A 17,786-nucleotide genomic window follows, 5' to 3' on the forward strand; every position below is an offset into this window, starting at 1 on the left:
GGGTCAGTCGTGCGCTCTCCTGTCGGCGAATTGAGGCATTTGCATGACCCGCTTCGGCGACATCTGTTACAATGGGCCGCGCCGGATATCCAGCCTTTCCTTGCGAAATTCGCCCATACCGCCGATTTCCCACGCTCGCCGCACTATTGTGTCTATTGCGCGCAGTATAAAGACAAGAATCATATGGAATTGACGAGGAGACCTCCTTTGCGCCCCATCCTGACGGCCCTTGCGGCCTGCATGCTCGGCCTGCCCGTTTCGCTGGGCATGGCCGCCCCCCTGCACGGGATCGCGATGCATGGTGAGCCGGCGCTTCCGGCCGACTACAAACACTTTTCCTACGTCAATCCGGACGTGAAGAAGGGCGGACGTATCGCCTATGGCGTCGTCGGCACGTTCGACAACCTCAATCCCTTCATCCTGAAAAGCATGCGCACCACCGCACGCGGCATGTGGGACCCCGAATTCGGCAACCTCGTCTACGAATCGCTCATGGTGCGCTCGCGCGATGAGGCTTTCAGTATGTATGGCTTGCTCGCCGAGAGCGTGGAATGGGACGAGGACCGCAGCTTCATCGAGTTTCATCTCAATCCCAAAGCGCGCTGGGCGGATGGGCAGCCGGTCACGCCCGAAGACGTGATCTTTTCGTTCGAACTGCTGCGTGACAAGGGTCGGGCACCGTTCAGCACCCGCCTGAACGTGGTCGAGAAACTCGAGAAAACAGGCGAGCACAGCGTCCGCTTCACCTTCAACGACAAAAGCGACCGTGAGGCCCCCCTCCTCATCGCCTTCTCGCCGATCCTGCCCAAGCACGCGATCGATCCCGAAACCTTCGACCGGTCGTCGCTCGCCCTGCCGCTCGGCTCCGGCCCCTACAAGGTCAAGGCGGTGAAGCCGGGCGAGCGGATCGTCTACGAGCGTGATCCGAACTACTGGGGCAAGGAAACTCCCTCCAAGGTCGGTTTCGACAATTACGACGAAATCTCCGTCGAATATTTCCTGCAGGACAATTCCCTGTTCGAGGCTTTCAAGAAGGGCGTGATCGACGTCTATCAGGAAGGCAACCCGACGAAATGGACACGCAACTACGATTTTCCCGCGGTCCAGTCCGGCACCGTCATCAAGGACGCGGTGGATTCGAAACTGCCCCCCGTGATGTTCGGCTTCGTCTTCAACACGCGCCGGCCGGTCTTCCAGAATGCGGAACTGCGCAAAGCGCTCTCGCTCGCCTTCGATTTCGAATGGGTCAACCGCACGCTGTTCGAGAACGCCTATACCCGCACGGAAAGTTTCTGGCAGAATTCCGACCTCTCCTCGCTGAATACCCCTCTCGACGCACGCGAGCGTGACATCATCGGAGCGGCGGCAGACCGGATCGATCCCGCCGTAGCCGACGGAACATTCCGTTTCCCGGTGACCGACGGCTCCGGCCGCGACCGCAAGATTCTGCGTCAGGCGATGGATCATTTCGAGAAGGCCGGATATTCGATCAAAGACGGTCGCATGGTCGATGCCTTCGGCAAGCCCCTCGCCTTCGAAATCATGACGCAGAATGCCGACCAGGAGAAGCTGGCACTGGCCTATCAACGCTTCCTCGCTGCGCTCGGCGTTCGTGTGAGCCTCCGGACCGTCGATGATTCGCAATATCAGAGCCGCAGCCAGACCTTCGACTACGATGTCATCATGAAGGCCTTCCTGTCATCGTTGTCGCCCGGCCTGGAGCAGGTGCGGCGCTGGGGATCGGATGCGCGCGATCGGCAGGGCAGCGAGAACTTCGCCGGTGTCGCCGATCCCGATATCGACCGCGTCATGGCCGCCATTCTCGCTGCCCGCTCGGCGGAGGATTTCCGCTCTGCCGTGCGCCTACAGGACAGGATGCTGCTCTCCGGCAACTACGTCGTCCCGCTCTACCATCTGGGTGAGCAATGGATTGCCCGAAACAAACATATCGGGCGGCCGGAGATGACGCCGCTCTGGGGCTTCCAGCTTCCCGCATGGTGGGACGAGCGCGCGCAGTAAAGGGGCTATCCCCAGAATTGGGGTTACCTTGAGGTAACCTGTTGAAAGCTGTAGCCGGTGGGCCTATCTCGGCGGTAAGTTTGAAGTGACGGCGCAACGCCTGCACAGGATCGCGCCACAGCCGGAAATTTCCGGCCTCTCGAAAGGATATCCGGATGGAAGCCATTACGATCGATGTCGTCTCCGATGTCGTCTGCCCCTGGTGCTACCTCGGCAAGAAACGGCTCGAACAGGCAATCGAAAACGTGAAGGACGACCTTGCCGTCGCGGTGACGTTCCGTCCCTATCAGCTCAATCCCGACCTGCCGCCTGAGGGCGTCGATCACAAGAAACACCTTGCCGAAAAGCTCGGCGGCACGGACGCGGTCGACCGCGCGCACGAAATGCTGGCGGGTCTCGGCAAGGAAGACGGCATCGCCTTCGATTTTCCGGCGGTAAAAATCAGCCCGAACACGCTCGACGCGCACCGCCTGCTGCGCTGGGCGATGATCGAGGGCCCTGAGGTGCAGAGCCGCGTCGCGATTGCCCTCTTCAAGGCCTATTTCGAAGAAGGCCGCAATATCGGCGACCGGGCCGTTCTGCTCGATGTGGCCGATGCCGCCGGCATGGACCGCGCTGTCGTCACGACGCTCTTTTCCGCCGGCGCCGATGTCGATTCGGTCAAGGAAGAGATCGGCATGGCCCGCGACATGGGCGTCACGGGTGTCCCCTGCTTCATCATCGACAACAAATATGCCGTGATGGGCGCACAATCCGTGGATGTGCTGACCAACGCTTTGCGCGAGATCGCGGCGATGAAGGCGCAGGAACACGCCGGTCAGGCCTGAACCTTGCTAGCAAATTCTCCCAAAAGGCCGCCCCGTGAAAACCGGGCGGCTTTTTTGTGTCTTACTGCTTCGCCAACCCGGCAAGCTGGGTCATCACCTGTGCGGCCCCCGTGAGGCGCTTCTCCGGTGTCGGATAGTCGCGGGACAGGAACAGGCTCTGGTCCGCCCGGATTTTCACCAGCGTGCCCTGCTTGGCGATATAGCCGACCAGCGCCGCCGGATTGGGGAACTGCTTGTTGCGGAACTGTACGACGACGCCCTTCGGGCCGGCATCGAGTTTTTCCACATTGGCCACGCGGCAGAGCGACTTGATGTAGACGATCTTCAAGAGGTGCTGCACCTCGAGCGGCAACGGGCCGAAGCGGTCGATCAGTTCGGCGCCGAAGGCGTCGATATCGCCGAGTTCGGTAATCTCGCCGAGGCGGCGGTAGAGACCGAGGCGCAGATGCAGGTCCGGCACGTAGTCGTCCGGGATCATGACCGGCGTGCCGACGGAAATCTGCGGCGACCAGCCACTGTCGGCGACTTCTTCATCGCCCTTGATCTCGGCAACGGCCTCTTCCAGCATCTGCTGATAGAGCTCGAAGCCAACTTCCTTGATATGGCCGGACTGTTCCTCGCCGAGCAGGTTGCCGGCGCCGCGGATGTCGAGATCGTGGCTGGCAAGCTGGAAGCCCGCGCCAAGCGTGTCGAGCGATTGCAGCACCTTCAGCCGGCGCTCCGCCGTGCCCGTCAGCGTGCGGTTGACGGGCAGCGTCAGCAGCGCGAAGGCGCGTACCTTCGAACGCCCCACGCGGCCGCGCAACTGATAGAGCTGGGCGAGGCCGAACATGTCGGCGCGATGGATGATCATCGTGTTCGCCGTCGGCACGTCGAGACCGGATTCGACGATGGTCGTCGAGAGCAGCACGTCGTAGCGGCCTTCGTAGAAGGCGTTCATGATATCTTCGAGTTCCGTCGCCGGCATCTGGCCATGCGCGACGGCAACCTTCAGTTCGGGAACATCCTGGCGCAGGAAATCGTGGATTTCCGAGAGGTCGCTCAAACGCGGGCAGACATAGAAACTCTGGCCGCCGCGATAGTGCTCGCGCATCAGCGTCTCGCGGATGACGAGCGGGTCGAAGGGCGAGATGAACGTGCGCACCGCCATGCGGTCGACCGGCGGCGTGGTGATCAGCGAGAGCTCGCGCACGCCCGTCATGGCAAGCTGCAAGGTACGCGGGATCGGCGTCGCCGAGAGCGTCAGCACATGCACGTCGCTCTTCAGTTCTTTCAGCCGCTCCTTGTGCTTCACGCCGAAATGCTGCTCCTCGTCGATGATCAGAAGGCCGAGATTGGCGAATTTGATCGAGTTGCCGAGCAGCGCATGGGTGCCGACGACGATATCCGTCTTGCCCTCGGAAAGTTCCTTTTTCGTCAGCGCCAGTTCCTTGGTGCCGACGAGGCGGGATGCCTGCTGGACGCGAATGGGCAGGCCGCGGAAGCGCTCTGAGAATGTCTTGAAATGCTGACGGGCAAGCAGTGTCGTCGGCACGACGACGGCGACCTGTACGCCATTCATGGCGGCGATGAAGGCCCCGCGCAGCGCCACCTCCGTCTTGCCGAAGCCGACGTCGCCGCAGACGAGGCGATCCATTGGGCGGCCGGCGCCGAGATCCTCGCGCACGGCGTCAATGGCATTCGCCTGGTCGTCCGTCTCGTCATAGGGGAAGCGGGCAGCGAATTCGTCATAGATGCCATCGGGCGCCGCCAGCACCGGCGCATGGCGCACGAGGCGGGCGGCGGCGATCTGGATGAGGCCGCCGGCCATGTCGAGCAGGCGCTTCTTCAGCTTGGCCTTGCGCGCCTGCCAGGCGACGCCGCCAAGCTTGTCGAGTAGCGCATCCGTGCCCTCGCCGCCATAGCGGGTGAGCAGGTCGATGTTTTCCACCGGCAAGAAGAGCTTCGCATCGTCGGCATAGACGAGCTCAAGACAGGCATGCGGCGCGCCTGCCGCCTCGATGGTGCGCAATCCCACGAACCGGCCAATGCCGTGTTCCGCGTGAACGACGATCGATCCTTCATCAAGGCCGGCGACTTCCGTGAGGAAATCGGCCCCGCGCTTGCGCCGCTTGGAGCGCCGCACCATGCGGTCGCCTAAGATATCCTGCTCGCCGATAACGACGATATCGCCTGCCTCGAAGCCGCTTTCGAGGCTGAGAACGGCGGAACCCGCCTCACCCGGCTTCAGCTTGCGCAGGTCGCCGAACTTTTCGACGGGCACGACATTGCCGAGCCCGTGCTCGGACAGCACTTGCAACAGGCGGTCAAGCGAGCCTTCCGACCAGCCGGTGACCAGCACCTTGGCGCCCGACGCCCGCTTGTCGGCGATATGTTTGACGGCCTGATCGAAGACGTTGACGCGCGCACCCTCGGCGTCCTCGCTGCCCGACGGTCGTGCCCAGCGTATGCCTGGTCGCGCGCTGACGGTTTCGACGTGCCGCGCCTCACCTTCATGCTCGTTGAAGGGGGTCAGGCGGATGGCGTTGCGTTCGTCGAGTTCGCGGGCGAAGCGCTCGGCGTCGAGATAGAGAAGACCCGGCGGCACAGGCTTGTAGGGCGTCGATTGCGCCACCTGCCCCTTGCCGGGCGTCGCTGAGGCGAGGCGCGCATCGTAATAGTCGCGTACGAGACGGGAGCGCTCGACGGCTGCCTCACGCGCCGTATGGTCCGTGACGATACGGAAGCCCTGGAGATAGTCGAAGGCGGTTTCGAGCGCGTCGTAGAACAGCGGCAGCCAGTGCTCCATGCCGGCATAGCGCCGGCCTTCGGAGACGGCCTGGTAGAGCGCATCGTCGCGCGTCGCCGCGCCGAAGGAGGAGAGATACTGCTTGCGGAAATGCGAGATCGTCTCCGGCGTCAGCGTCACCTCGCTCATCGGGTTGAGATCGAGCGAGCGCGCCTGCCCCGTCGTACGCTGGCTGGCGGGATCGAAGGAACGGATCGATTCCAGCGTGTCGCCGAAGAAATCGAGGCGCACCGGCTCAAGGCTGCCGGGCACGAAGACGTCGAGAATGCCGCCACGCACGGCGAATTCGCCGACCTCGCGCACGGTCGCCACACGGTCGAAGCCGTTGCGCTCCAGCCGCGCGGCAATGTCGTCCATGCGGACGACATTGCCCGGCCTGGCGGAGAAGGCGAGGCTTTCAATGGTCTGGCGCGGCGCCGTCTTTTGCAGCATGGCATTGACGGTGACGAGCACGATGGCCGCATGCGGCTTCTTCTGATGCGCGATCAGCGCCGAAAGCGCGGCAAGGCGCCGCGCCGACACCTCGGCACTCGGCGAGACGCGGTCATAGGGAAGGCAGTCCCAGCCCGGCAGCGTCAGCACCGGAATGTCGGGCGCTACGAAGCCGAGCATCTGCTCCAGGTCGGAGATACGCTGGCCATCGGACAGCACATAGGCGACAGGACCGGATGTACGGGCGAGATCGGCGAGGATCAGCGGTTCGACGCCGGAGGGGACGGCGCCGATGGTCAGCGGCCGGCCGGCGGCCACGATGCGTTCGGAAGAAAAACCTGGGATCATGCGCTGGCGTCTTTGAAAAGCGGCGAGAAATCGGGGCGGTAGGCGGCGATGCGCGGGAAAAGCCCGTTCCGGAACGCGTCCGGCACCGGCATTTCGCCCGTCACCCATTTGACGAGGTCGTTGTCCTCCTCGGCCATGATGCGTTCCAGCTCGTCCAGCTCGACTTCGGAGAGCGTGGCGATTTCGGCATCGGCGAAGGAGCCGAGCACCAGGTCCATCTCGCGGATGCCGCGGTGCCAGCAGCGGAAGAGGATGCGCTTGCGGCGCGGGTCGATCTCGGCGCTCGAGCGTGTCGTTCCCGTCATGATCGTCCTGCCTTCCCTAAGATGCTGTCCGGCGCTTCTATAAACCGGCAAAAGCCGCTTGTCAGCCTTGCCAAAGGCACGTTCTCCGGCGATTTTGCCGGCCATGAGACCCGCTTTGCTCGATCCGCTCTTCGCACCGCTCTCCACGCTTCCCGGCATCGGCCCGAAGCTCGGCGAGCTTTTTGCCCGCCTGCTCGGTCAGGAGAGCATCGAGGACTGCCGGGTCATCGACCTCGTGTTCCATTTCCCGCATTCGATCGTCGACCGGCGCAACCAGCCTGGCATCGCCAACGCGCAGCAGGGCGTCATCGTCACCATCACCGGACGCATCGACCGCCACCAGCCGCCGCCGCCCGGTAAATCGAACATGCCCTACCGCGTCTTCCTGCATGACGAGACCGGGGATCTGGCGCTCACCTTCTTCCGCGCCAAAGGCAATTGGTTGGAAAAGGCGCTGCCGATCGATGAAACCGTCGTCGTCAGCGGCAAGGTGGACTGGTTCAACGGGCGCGCCTCCATGGTGCATCCGGACTACATGGCGCGGCTCAGCGAGGCGGACAACGTGCCGCTGGTCGAACCCGTGCACGGCCTTACCGCCGGTCTCACCTCCCGTGTGCTGCGCAAGGCGGTGGAGGCGGCTATCGCCCGCGTGCCGCATCTGCCGGAATGGATCGATCCGCCGCTTGTCCAGCGCCAGAGTTTTCCCTCCGCTTTCGACGCCATCCACCGCCTGCACGACCCCCGCGACGAGACCGACCTCGATGCGCAAGCCCCAGCCCGCCGCCGCCTGGCTTATGACGAGTTTCTGGCAGGCCAGATTTCGCTCGCTCTCGTGCGGCAGCGGCTGCGCAAGGTTGCCGGCCGGCCGGTCGTCGCCACCGGCGCGCTTAGTCGCCCCGTCATCGCCGCCCTGCCCTTTTCCCTCACCAATAGTCAGCAAACAGCGATTGACGAGGTGCTGAAGGACATAGCCGGCGAGCAACGCATGCTGCGCCTGCTGCAAGGCGACGTCGGTGCCGGCAAGACGGCCGTGGCGCTGATGGCGATGCTCGCCGCCGTCGAATCCGGTGGACAGGCCGTGCTGATGGCGCCGACGGAAATTCTGGCGCGGCAGCATTTCACGACCATCGCCCGCATGGCAGCGCCGGCAGGCGTCACCATCGATGTGCTGACCGGGCGTACCAAGGGTCGCGAGCGCGACGCTATCCTCGAACGCATTGCATCGGGCGAAACGCAGATCGTCATCGGCACCCATGCCCTCTTCCAGGACAATGTCGCCTACAAGGACCTGGTTCTCGCCGTGGTGGACGAGCAGCATCGCTTCGGCGTGCACCAGCGCCTGCGCCTGACGGCGAAGGGCATTTCCCCGCATATGCTGGTCATGACCGCGACGCCGATCCCGCGAACGCTGGTGCTGGCTGCTTTCGGTGACATGGATGTCTCGAAACTCACGGAGAAGCCGGCCGGACGTAAGCCGATCCAGACGGTCGTCGTGGCGCAGGAGCGCGTCGGCGAAATCGTGGATCGCCTGCGCGCAGCCCTTGCCGAAGGCAAGAAGGCTTACTGGATCTGCCCGCTTGTCGAGGAATCGGAAGAGAGCGACCTGATGTCCGTCGAGGAGCGGCATGCGACACTGGCCAGCATCTTCGGCCCGCTTGCCGGCATCGTGCACGGGCGCATGAGCGGAGCGGAAAAGGATGCCGCCATGCTCGCCTTCAAGAGTGGCGAGACGCGCCTGCTGGTGGCGACCACCGTGGTGGAGGTCGGCGTCGATGTCCCGGATGCTTCCATCATGGTGATCGAACACGCCGAGCGCTTCGGCCTTGCCCAGCTCCACCAGCTGCGCGGTCGCGTCGGGCGCGGCGAGGAAGCATCGAGCTGCGTCCTGCTCTACAAGGGACCCCTCAGCGAAAACGGCCAGGCACGGCTTTCCATCCTGCGCGAGACGGAGGACGGTTTCCGCATCGCGGAGGAGGACCTGAAATTGCGCGGTGAAGGCGAGCTTCTCGGCACCCGTCAGTCCGGCACGCCGGGCTTTCTGGTGGCAAGCCTCGAAGCGCATGGCGATCTCCTGGAAATCGCCCGCAAGGATGCCGCCTATGTGCTGGAGCGCGATCAGGAGCTGACGAGCGAACGCGGCGAAGCGATCCGTACGCTGCTCTATCTCTACCGCCGCGACGAGGCTATCCGGTTCCTGCGCGCGGGTTGAGCAATCCAGCCAGCTGTTCACCGGTTGTGCTCCGGCCCACAAAATCGTGATTTCGTCGCACGGACACGTGAAGGCATACTTCTCACCCCATCAGCGCAAAAGGAGAAATGCCATGAAGACAGTTCTCGTAGTCGCAGCGACGCTCAGCCTTACGGCATCCGCAGCTTTTGCGGATTGCGCTTGGCACAACAAGACTTCGGCAGAAGCCAAGGTCGACAAGACGATCACGACCGCAAGCGTCACCACCACTGAAAAACAGTCCCGCCTGCCGGCGAAAACCGATCAGATCGATCTGAAAACGCAGAATGACACGGCAACCGCCGAATAGGCCGTTCGCACCGTTCTGCTGTTCAAAATGAGGTAGATAGTCGATGGTCGGGCACCTTGCCCTTCCATCACACCTTTTTCTTGGCTTTTGCCTTGGTCTTGTGCTCTTCGCTCTGGATGAGCTGCAATCCGTTTTCGGGCGGCGTGACCAGACCGACGGAGATGATGAGCTTTGCGGCATCCTCCGCGCTCATATCTAGCGGCACCAGCTTTTCCCTGGGTACATAGACGAGAAAGCCGGCAGTGGGAAACGGTGTCGGCGGCAGGAAGCAGGCGACCATGTCCTTGCCCATGGACTTGAACTTCGTGGCGATTTCGCCGCGCGCATCCGTTGCCACGAAGACGATGGCCCAGAGACCCGGCCCCGGATATTCGATCATCGCCGCCTTGTTGAACGACGTGCCCTTGTCCTTCAGCACCGTCTCGAAAATCTGCTTGAGGCTCTTGTGCACCGTGCGCACGAGCGGCGTGCGATTGAACAGCGAATCGCCGAGTTCGACGATGGATCGGCCGATCAGGTTCTTGCCGAGGAAACCGACAAGCGTGATCAGCACCAGCGCGATCAGCAGGCCGAAGCCGGGAATGGCGAACTGGAGGTAGCTTTCCGGATTATAGCGCGCGGGAATGTAGGGTTTTACCCAGCTGTCCGCCCAATGGATGAAGGTCCAGGTCAGCCATATCGTGATGGCGATCGGCGCGCAGATGACGAGGCCGGTCAGGAAATTGTTGCGCAGCCGCGTCGCCAGCGACTGTCTTGGAAGAAGGTCGGTCATCGGATATCCAGCATGGGGCGAGCGTGGGAGGTCGCTCAGCCGTAGAAACCCGGATGATAGGAAACGGTTCCCCCGCCGTAAACCGGGGAAAACGCCACATGCATGAAATACTCGGGAGGCACGCCATCGAGCGTCAGCTTCGGATCCGAGACAAAGCCGAACCGGTTGTAATAGGCGGGATCGCCCAGCAGCACGCATCCGGCGGCGCCAAGCGCCTTCAGGCGTTCGAGCCCCTCGTTGATCAGCTTGCCGCCGATCCCCTCGCCCTGATGCGCGGGATCGACCGAGATCGGGCCGAGGCCGTACCAATCCGTGCTGCCATCCGAAAGCGAGACCGGCGAAAAGGCGACATGGCCGACGACGACGCCTTCTGCCTCCGCGACCAGCGAAAGAGCAAGCGCCCCGGCCGCGCGCAGGCGATCGATGATCAGATGCTCGGTGCCATCGGCGTGCGGCGCGGTCTTGAAGGCCGTTTCCGTCAGCTGCCGGATAGCATCGATATCGCCAGCGCGTTCAGGGCGAAGGATCATTCCACAGTGACCGATTTCGCGAGGTTGCGCGGCTGGTCGACGTCGGTGCCCATGAAGACAGCAGTGTGATAGGCGAGCAGCTGGATCGGCAGCGAATAGATCATCGGTGCGATGATTTCGTCGACATTGGGCAGGACGATCGTCGCCATGGTCTCCAACTTCGAGGCGGTGGCACCCTTCGCATCCGTGATGAAGATGATCCGGCCACCGCGAGCCGCTACTTCCTGCATGTTCGACACGGTCTTCTCGAAGAAACGGTCGTGCGGTGCGATGACGATGACCGGCATTTTCTCGTCGATCAGCGCGATCGGCCCGTGCTTCAACTCGCCGGCAGCATAGCCCTCGGCATGGATATAGGAGATTTCCTTGAGCTTAAGCGCGCCTTCCATGGCCAGCGGATAGCTGGTACCGCGGCCGAGATAGAGCACGTCCTTGCACTTGGAGAGATCCCGCGAGAGCTGCTCGATCGACGGCTGGATCGTGTTGAGCACGCTTGCCATGATGCGCGGCATTTCGGCGAGCTGGCGAACCAGATCCTTTTCCTCCGCCGCACTGATCGTGCCTCGCGCCCGGCCCGCGCCGATGGCAAGGGCCGCCAGAACGGTCAGCTGGCAGGTAAAGGCCTTGGTGGAGGCCACCCCGATTTCGGGGCCTGCAAGGATCGGGAAGACGGCGTCCGATTCGCGCGCGATCGTCGATTCCTTCGTGTTGACCACGGCGCCGATCTTGAGCCCGTGCTCCTTGCAATAGCGCAGCGACGCCAGCGTATCGGCGGTTTCACCGGACTGCGAGATGAACAGCGCGGCGGATGCCGGGTTCAACGGGATCTCGCGATAGCGAAACTCCGAGGCGACGTCGATTTCGACCGGCAGGCGGGCATAGCGCTCGAACCAGTATTTGCCGACGAGGCCGGCAAGATAGGCCGTTCCGCAAGCGGAAATAGCAAGGCTCGGCACCTTGGAAAAATCAATGTCGACGGCGGTGGGGCGCACGGTGTGCGTGAGGAAGTCGACATAGTGGCTGAGCGCGTGGGAAATCGCCTCCGGCTGCTCATGGATTTCCTTTTCCATGAAATGCCGGTGATTGCCCTTGTCGACGAGATAGGCGGCAGCCGAGGAAATCTGTTTCGGGCGCTCGACCCTGTTGCCGTCCAGATCGAAGACATGCGCGCCGTCGCGGCCGAGAATGGCCCAGTCGCCATCGACGAGATAGGTGATCTCGTTGGTGAAGGGCGCCAGTGCGATGGCGTCGGAGCCGAGGAACATCTCACCCTTGCCATGGCCGATGGCGAGCGGCGGACCGCTGCGGGCGGCCATGATGGTCGACGGATCGTCCTCGAAGATGACTGCGAGCGCATAGGCACCGGTGACGCGGCGCAGCATGGCATGCATGGCCTCTCGACGGCCGAGACCGTCGCGGCGCAGTTTCGCGATCAGCTGCGCGACGACTTCGGTATCGGTCTGGGTGGAGAACGTCGCACCGCTAGCAGCAAGCTCGTCCTTCAGCTCGGAAAAGTTCTCGATGATGCCATTGTGCACAACCGCAACGCCATCGACGAAATGCGGATGCGCATTGCCTTCCGTCGGCGCGCCATGCGTCGCCCAGCGGGTGTGGGCGATACCGATTGTGCCCGCGAGCGGCTCCTCGCCAAGGCGCTTCTCAAGGTTGACGAGTTTGCCCTCGGCGCGGCGCCGCGCCAGCTTTCCCTCGACGATGGTGGCTACGCCGGCAGAATCATAGCCACGATATTCGAGGCGCTTCAGGGCATCGACAAGCCGAGCCGCTACAGGCTGGTTTCCAACGATACCGACAATTCCGCACATGAGCTGCTTCCCTTTTTCGAAACGCTTCGATTTCGCTCTTTCGTAGAGTGTTTTTGCGGCAGGGCAACACGGCCGCGCTCACTTTCGATTGCAAGCGTTAATTTGGGCGCGCCCACCGAGTGCTTACTTGGCGGCCTTCTTCTTTGCATCCTTGATCGCCTGGTTGCGCTCGCGGACAAGAACGGCGCGGCCTTCCTTGTTTTCCTGGCGCGCGCGACCGAAGGCGACGGCATTGTCGGGCACGTCTGCGGTGATGACGCTGCCGGACGCGACATAGGCGCCATTGCCGACAGTGACCGGGGCAACGAGCGCGGTGTTGGAGCCGATGAAGGCATCCGCGCCGATACGCGTGACATGCTTGTTGATGCCGTCGTAGTTGCAGGTGATGGTCCCGGCGCCGACATTGGTATGAGCGCCGATGAAGGCATCGCCGATATAGCTCAAGTGGTTGACCTTCGCGCCAGCGCCGATCTCCGCCTTCTTCACTTCGGTGAAGTTTCCGACCTTCGAGCCCGCGCCGAGGTTTGCGCCGGGGCGCAGACGCGCATAGGGGCCGACCTCGGCATCTGCCGCGACATACGCCCCTTCGATATGCGAGAACGAATGGATCAGCGCACCGCTTTCAATGGTAACGTCGGGGCCGAAGACGACGTTCGGCTCGATCGTCACGTCGCGCGCGATCGTCGTGTCGAAGGAGAGAAAGACGGTTTCCGGCGCGATCATCGAGACGCCGTCGATCATCAGCTCGTGGCGGCGGCGCTGCTGCCAGAGGCGTTCGATGACGGCAAGCTCGGCGCGGGTGTTGCAGCCGGTCAGCTCCTCCTCGGGCGCCTCGACGGCAATCGCCCGACCACCCGCGGCTCTGACGACCTCGACGATGTCGGTGAGGTAATATTCACCCTTGGCGTTGTTGTTGCCGATCCGGTCGATCAGATCGAGCGCCTTGCGGCCGTCGATGGCCATCAGGCCGCCATTGCAATAGGTGATCGCACGCTCTGCCTCGCTGGCATCCTTGTGTTCGCGGATGGCCAGCAACTCGCCGTTCTCGACAAGAAGGCGGCCGTAACCCGTCGGGTCCGCGGTATGGAAACCGATGACGACGACCTCGGCACCATCTGCAAGTCCGCTACGTGCGGCGATCAGCGGCGTTTCCGTGATGAGCGGCGTGTCGCCGAAGACGACGAGCACGTCGTCATAACCCTTGGCGATCGTGTCGCGGGCGGCAAGCACGGCGTGCGCCGTGCCGAGCCGTTCTGTCTGGATGTGGACGGAACTCTGGACCGCGACGTTTCCGGCAGCCGCTTCGACCTTTTCCGCATCGCGGCCGAGCACCAGTGCGATATCGGAAATGCCGGCCTTTGCCAGCGCATCCACCACATGGGCGATCATCGGACGGTTGGCGACGGGGTGCAGCACCTTCGACTGCGAAGACTTCATGCGCGTGCTCTCGCCGGCGGCCAGGATAACGGCCAGGCAGGTGCGTTTCGTCCGGTCAGCAGTCATGGGAATCCCTCGTTCAGCCGTATTCGACGGCGTTCTTTAGCAAAAACGCAGCGGGGGACACAAAGGGATTTCTCAATTGGCGCTGCGCAGGCGGCTTTCGGTCAAAAGACCGCTTTCATCGAGGATCGGATAGGCGACGGAGACGAGATGCGCATTGACGCGTTTCAGGTCGCGCAGCATGTCGAGATGCAGAGAACTCGTCTGGAGGCTGTCGAGGCGACCGTCGCGCAGCCGCTCGAGATGGCGTTCGGAAGACTGTTTTTCCATGCGCCGCACATCCACCTTCACCTCCATGAGTTGTCGGGCAAGACCGGCATCGCGGGTGACGAAGATCGTCTGGGCGATACGCAGATTCTCGATCGTCAGATTGAAGAGGTTGGCGAGCTCCTTGTAGCCGTCTTCGGAGAATTTCAGGCCATTGACGATCTTCTTGCGCACCTGCTCCTGCAGGCCCTTTTCGATGATATCGCCGACATGTTCGAGGTTGATGGCATAGTCGATGATGACGATGGAGCGCGCCGCGCACTCGCCCGTCACGCCCTGGCGACCAAGGCGGGAAAGATAGATCTTCACCTCTTGCTGGAGGGCATCGACCTGACGCTCCAGTTCGACGATGTCCTTCATCGGTGCGAGGTTGTTGTCGTTGAAGGCTCGCATGGTGCGAATCAGCATGGACTCGATGAGGTCGCCGACGCGCAGCACCTCCCGCGTAGCCCCCGAAAGGGCCACGACCGGGCTCGAAAGCGCGGCGTCGTCAAGATATTTCGGCCCGGTCTCCGGCTGTTTTTCTTCGGGAATGAGCTTTTCCATGAGGTGCGACAGCAGGCCGGAGAGCGGCCACAGCACCAGTGCGACCACCAGGTTGAAGGCGAGATGCACATCGACCGGCAGCTTGGAGGCGGGAATGGGCAGCATTGCGAGAAGGGCCGCGACCTGCCCCGCAAAGGGGAGGACGACAAGGCACCCGACGCCACGAACCAGAAGATTGCCGAGCGTGACGCGCCGCGCCGACGCGGTGGATTTCAGCGTCGCGATGACGGGTGGAACGGCACCGCCGAGATTGGCGCCGAGCACGAGGATGACGGTCAGCGCGGGTGACAGGATGCCCATGGCCGTCAGCGACAGGATCAGCACCACCACCGCGAGGCTGGAGGAGGAAATGATGGCGAGCACCGTCGAGAAGGCGAGTGCGACCGGCCAGGCATCGTCGAGCAGTTTCAGGAAGGCGGCGAGCGCCGGCGACTGACGCATCGGCTCGGTCGCAAGGCTCAGCAGGTGCAACGACAGCAGCATGAGGCCAATGCCGACGAGTGCGGAGCCAAGCCCCTGCCGCGCCGTGGAACTGCTCGATTTGTAGAGCACCACGCCGACGAGGATGACCAGCGGCGAAACCGACTCGATGCCTGTCGCGACGAGCCAGGCCGTGACCGCCGTGCCGACATTGGCGCCGAGCAGCACGATCTGCGCCATGCGGGCGCGCACCAGATTGCGCTCGACGAAGGAGGAGACCATCAGGGCGGTAGCGGTGGAGCTCTGAAGGGCGATGGTCGCGACGAAGCCGACGAAGAAGGAGCGGAACGGCCCGCGTGTGCCGAGCGCCAGCCCGGAGCGCAATTTCACGCCGAAGGCGCGCGTCATACCATCCTTCACCTGTGCAAGGCCGAACAGGAGCAGCGCGACCGCGCCGAACAGGTTGATCATGACAACAGTCGATTCCACCGTAATATTCCTCCTGCCCCCAATGGGGACTCAAACCCGCCTCAGCCGTATCGGATCACGAACAAAGCAGGCCGCATAGGGCATTGTGACAGCAATCCATCAATAATTTCAAAAAAATTTGTTTCGTCGGCGAACAAAATTGACGGGCGTGGCGCGTTCCGCGACTGCTCTGCTTTTAGTGAAGCGCCAACGCCGTCTGCACACTTCAATTCGCGCAAACTTTCCGATAAGAGACGATCTCCGGCCGCATGGCCGCCGATATTGAGGAAATGTAGACGATGCTCGAAGCCCTGAGACGCTCCTCCCAGACCTGGGTGGCAAAAGCCCTGCTGATCGTACTGGTCGGTTCCTTCGCTGTTTGGGGTGTGTCGAGCTCACTTATGACCGGCGCGTCGAATTCCGTCGTCACGGTGGGTGACGTCAGCGTATCGCCAACGGACTTCCGCCTTGCCTATGAACGACAGCTCGCCACCCTGTCGCAGCGCTTCGGCACGCGCCTCAATGCCGAGCAGGCCCGCGCCTTCGGCGTTGAAAACCAGGTCTTTGCCGAACTCGTTGCGGGTGCGGCACTCGACCAGCTGTCGCGTGACATGAACCTCGGCCTCTCCGAGGGCCGCCTCGCGCAGCTGATCGCCGACGATCCGGCCTTCCGTGGCGTCAACGGCCAGTTCGACCGCACTGCCTTCTCCGCAGTGCTGCGCAATGCGGGCCTGCGTGAAAACGACTATATCAACAACCGCAGCCAGGTTGCTGTGCGCACGCAGATCGTCGAGGCGGTTTCCGATGGCTACAAGGCACCGGAGGCGCTGACGAACGCGCTTCGCCAGTACCGCAACGAATCCCGCACGATCGACTTCCTGCTTTTGAGCAACGCCAATATCGACCCGATCAAGACCCCGGGCGACGACGTGCTCGCGCCCTGGTTCGAACAGAACAAGGCGAAGTACCGCGCGCCGGAATACCGCAAGTTCGTCTATGTCGCGCTGGAGCCGAAGGACCTCGTGGACGTCGCGGCCATCACCGAGGACGCGGTCAAGGCCGAATTCGAGCGCCTCAAGGACAAGTATCGTACGCCGGCCACGCGCACGATCGAGCAGCTGACCTTCAAGGATCGCGCGAGCGCCGACGCCGCTGCGGCCAAGCTTGCATCCGGTACGACCTTCGACGCGCTCGTGGCCGAAGGCGGCAAGACTGCCGCTGACGTGCTGCTCGGCGATTTCACGCAGGCGAACGTTCCGGACCAGAAACTAGCCGAGCCCGCCTTCGCCGTCGTTGCCGACGGCGGCACGACGCCGGTCATCGACGGCACGTTCGGCCCGATCATCCTGCGTGTGACCAATATTCGCCCTGAAACCACCAAGTCCTATGACGAAGTGAAGGAAGAGCTGCGCAACGAGCTTGCTCTCTCGGAAGCCGCGAACGGCATTCTTGCCGTGCATGACCGTATCGAGGACAGCCGTGCCGAGGGCCTGAGCCTTGCCGAAGCCGCCGCCAAGAACAACCTCAAGGCCGTGACGGTCGATGCCGCCGATGCGCAGGGCAACGACCAGAAGGGCGACGAGATCAATGGTCTTCCGGAAGAGACCGCCCTCCTCGGCGAGGTCTTCAAGACCGACGTCGGTACGGAAACGCAGCCGATCAATGTGGGTCGTGAAGGCTACGCCTGGTTCGAAGTGCTTGACGTCGTTCCCGATCGCGACCGCACACTGGACGAAGTGCGCGACCGCGTCGCTGCCGACTGGACGGCCGAGCAGCAGCGCCAGACGCTCGCCAAGAAGGCGGCAGAACTGGCCGAGCGCGTGCGCAAGGGCGGCGATCTCGCCGCCATCGCCAGCGAGCTGGGCCTGACCGTCGAAAACAAGACGGGCCTGCACCGCGGCGCGCAGGATGCGGTGCTCAGCCCCGCAACCATCGCATCGGCTTTTGCCGGCCCGGTCGGTACGGTTGCCAACACGCCCGGCGTCGATGGCGAAGGCCAGATCCTGCTGAAGGTGACGGAAGTCAATTCCGATGCGACGACCGACGCGCTCTCCAATGACGAGCAGCAGATCGAGGCCGTCGCCCGCGCCAGCGGCGACGACATTCTCGACCAGATGGTGAGTGCGCTCCAGACGTCCTACGGCGTCTCCATCAATCGCACGCTCGCCGAGCAGAACATGACGCGATAGGGAGACGGGAGCCGC

General features: G+C 63.0%; 12 protein-coding genes. 5 read left to right on the top strand and 7 right to left on the bottom strand.

The window, feature by feature from the left end; genetic code table 11:
* Positions 1 to 240: 240 nt before the first annotated feature.
* Complete coding sequence (locus MUO32_RS23040; RefSeq protein ID WP_257950808.1) at positions 241 to 2,019, top strand: extracellular solute-binding protein; 1,779 nt, start codon at positions 241 to 243, stop codon at positions 2,017 to 2,019.
* Positions 2,020 to 2,174: 155 nt separating this feature from the next.
* Positions 2,175 to 2,846 carry a DsbA family oxidoreductase gene (locus tag MUO32_RS23045; RefSeq protein WP_257950715.1) on the top strand — a complete coding sequence of 224 codons (672 nt, stop codon included), beginning with the start codon at positions 2,175 to 2,177 and terminating at the stop codon, positions 2,844 to 2,846.
* 61 nt (positions 2,847 to 2,907) lie between these two features.
* On the opposite strand, the gene mfd is transcribed toward MUO32_RS23045, so the two are convergent.
* Positions 2,908 to 6,414 carry a transcription-repair coupling factor gene (mfd, locus tag MUO32_RS23050; RefSeq protein WP_257950716.1) on the bottom strand — a complete coding sequence of 1,169 codons (3,507 nt, stop codon included), beginning with the start codon at positions 6,412 to 6,414 and terminating at the stop codon, positions 2,908 to 2,910.
* Positions 6,411 to 6,719 carry a succinate dehydrogenase assembly factor 2 gene (locus MUO32_RS23055; RefSeq protein WP_257950717.1) on the bottom strand — a complete coding sequence of 103 codons (309 nt, stop codon included), beginning with the start codon at positions 6,717 to 6,719 and terminating at the stop codon, positions 6,411 to 6,413. The genes mfd and MUO32_RS23055 overlap by 4 nt, the downstream gene beginning before the upstream one ends.
* Positions 6,720 to 6,822: 103 nt before the next feature.
* Here MUO32_RS23055 and recG point away from each other — a divergent pair, with 103 nt between their 5' ends.
* Complete coding sequence (gene recG, locus MUO32_RS23060; RefSeq protein ID WP_257950718.1) at positions 6,823 to 8,928, top strand: ATP-dependent DNA helicase RecG; 2,106 nt, start codon at positions 6,823 to 6,825, stop codon at positions 8,926 to 8,928.
* A gap of 112 nt (positions 8,929 to 9,040) precedes the next feature.
* Positions 9,041 to 9,256, top strand: a complete 216-nt coding sequence (locus MUO32_RS23065; protein WP_257950719.1) for a hypothetical protein — start codon at positions 9,041 to 9,043, stop codon at positions 9,254 to 9,256.
* Between the two features lie 67 nt (positions 9,257 to 9,323).
* On the opposite strand, the gene MUO32_RS23070 is transcribed toward MUO32_RS23065, so the two are convergent.
* The 5 genes from MUO32_RS23070 to MUO32_RS23090 form a co-directional block, all read right to left on the bottom strand.
* The gene (locus MUO32_RS23070) at positions 9,324 to 10,028 is read right to left on the bottom strand and encodes a DUF502 domain-containing protein (RefSeq protein ID WP_257950720.1); all 705 of its coding nucleotides are present in this window, start codon (positions 10,026 to 10,028) and stop codon (positions 9,324 to 9,326) included.
* 35 nt (positions 10,029 to 10,063) lie between these two features.
* Positions 10,064 to 10,558, bottom strand: a complete 495-nt coding sequence (locus tag MUO32_RS23075; RefSeq protein ID WP_257950721.1) for a GNAT family N-acetyltransferase — start codon at positions 10,556 to 10,558, stop codon at positions 10,064 to 10,066.
* Positions 10,555 to 12,381: a glutamine--fructose-6-phosphate transaminase (isomerizing) gene (glmS, locus tag MUO32_RS23080; protein ID WP_257950722.1), complete on the bottom strand. Its 1,827-nt coding sequence runs from the start codon at positions 12,379 to 12,381 to the stop codon at positions 10,555 to 10,557. The genes MUO32_RS23075 and glmS overlap by 4 nt, the downstream gene beginning before the upstream one ends.
* 123 nt (positions 12,382 to 12,504) lie before the next feature.
* Entirely contained in the window at positions 12,505 to 13,884 is a 1,380-nt protein-coding gene (gene glmU, locus MUO32_RS23085; protein ID WP_257950723.1) for a bifunctional UDP-N-acetylglucosamine diphosphorylase/glucosamine-1-phosphate N-acetyltransferase GlmU, read from the bottom strand.
* A gap of 72 nt (positions 13,885 to 13,956) precedes the next feature.
* Positions 13,957 to 15,603, bottom strand: coding sequence for a Na/Pi cotransporter family protein (locus MUO32_RS23090; RefSeq protein WP_257950724.1), 1,647 nt, complete (start codon positions 15,601 to 15,603; stop codon positions 13,957 to 13,959).
* 278 nt (positions 15,604 to 15,881) lie between these two features.
* Here MUO32_RS23090 and MUO32_RS23095 point away from each other — a divergent pair, with 278 nt between their 5' ends.
* The gene (locus MUO32_RS23095) at positions 15,882 to 17,771 is read left to right on the top strand and encodes a peptidylprolyl isomerase (protein ID WP_257950725.1); all 1,890 of its coding nucleotides are present in this window, start codon (positions 15,882 to 15,884) and stop codon (positions 17,769 to 17,771) included.
* The last annotated feature ends 15 nt before the right edge of the window (positions 17,772 to 17,786 follow it).

This window comes from Shinella sp. CPCC 101442 (assembly GCF_024704725.1).
Classification (GTDB): domain Bacteria; phylum Pseudomonadota; class Alphaproteobacteria; order Rhizobiales; family Rhizobiaceae; genus Shinella.

Excerpts from the sequence above, each read along its gene's own strand:
- recG (WP_257950718.1), top strand. The coding sequence starts at position 6,823 with ATGAGACCCGCTTTGCTCGATCCGCTCTTCGCACCGCTCTCCACGCTT.
- glmU (WP_257950723.1), bottom strand. The coding sequence starts at position 13,884 with ATGACTGCTGACCGGACGAAACGCACCTGCCTGGCCGTTATCCTGGCC.
- MUO32_RS23075 (WP_257950721.1), bottom strand. The coding sequence starts at position 10,558 with ATGATCCTTCGCCCTGAACGCGCTGGCGATATCGATGCTATCCGGCAG.
- MUO32_RS23065 (WP_257950719.1), top strand. The coding sequence starts at position 9,041 with ATGAAGACAGTTCTCGTAGTCGCAGCGACGCTCAGCCTTACGGCATCC.
- MUO32_RS23095 (WP_257950725.1), top strand. The coding sequence starts at position 15,882 with ATGCTCGAAGCCCTGAGACGCTCCTCCCAGACCTGGGTGGCAAAAGCC.
- MUO32_RS23055 (WP_257950717.1), bottom strand. The coding sequence starts at position 6,719 with ATGACGGGAACGACACGCTCGAGCGCCGAGATCGACCCGCGCCGCAAG.
- glmS (WP_257950722.1), bottom strand. The coding sequence starts at position 12,381 with ATGTGCGGAATTGTCGGTATCGTTGGAAACCAGCCTGTAGCGGCTCGG.
- MUO32_RS23070 (WP_257950720.1), bottom strand. The coding sequence starts at position 10,028 with ATGACCGACCTTCTTCCAAGACAGTCGCTGGCGACGCGGCTGCGCAAC.
- MUO32_RS23045 (WP_257950715.1), top strand. The coding sequence starts at position 2,175 with ATGGAAGCCATTACGATCGATGTCGTCTCCGATGTCGTCTGCCCCTGG.
- mfd (WP_257950716.1), bottom strand. The coding sequence starts at position 6,414 with ATGATCCCAGGTTTTTCTTCCGAACGCATCGTGGCCGCCGGCCGGCCG.
- MUO32_RS23040 (WP_257950808.1), top strand. The coding sequence starts at position 241 with ATGCTCGGCCTGCCCGTTTCGCTGGGCATGGCCGCCCCCCTGCACGGG.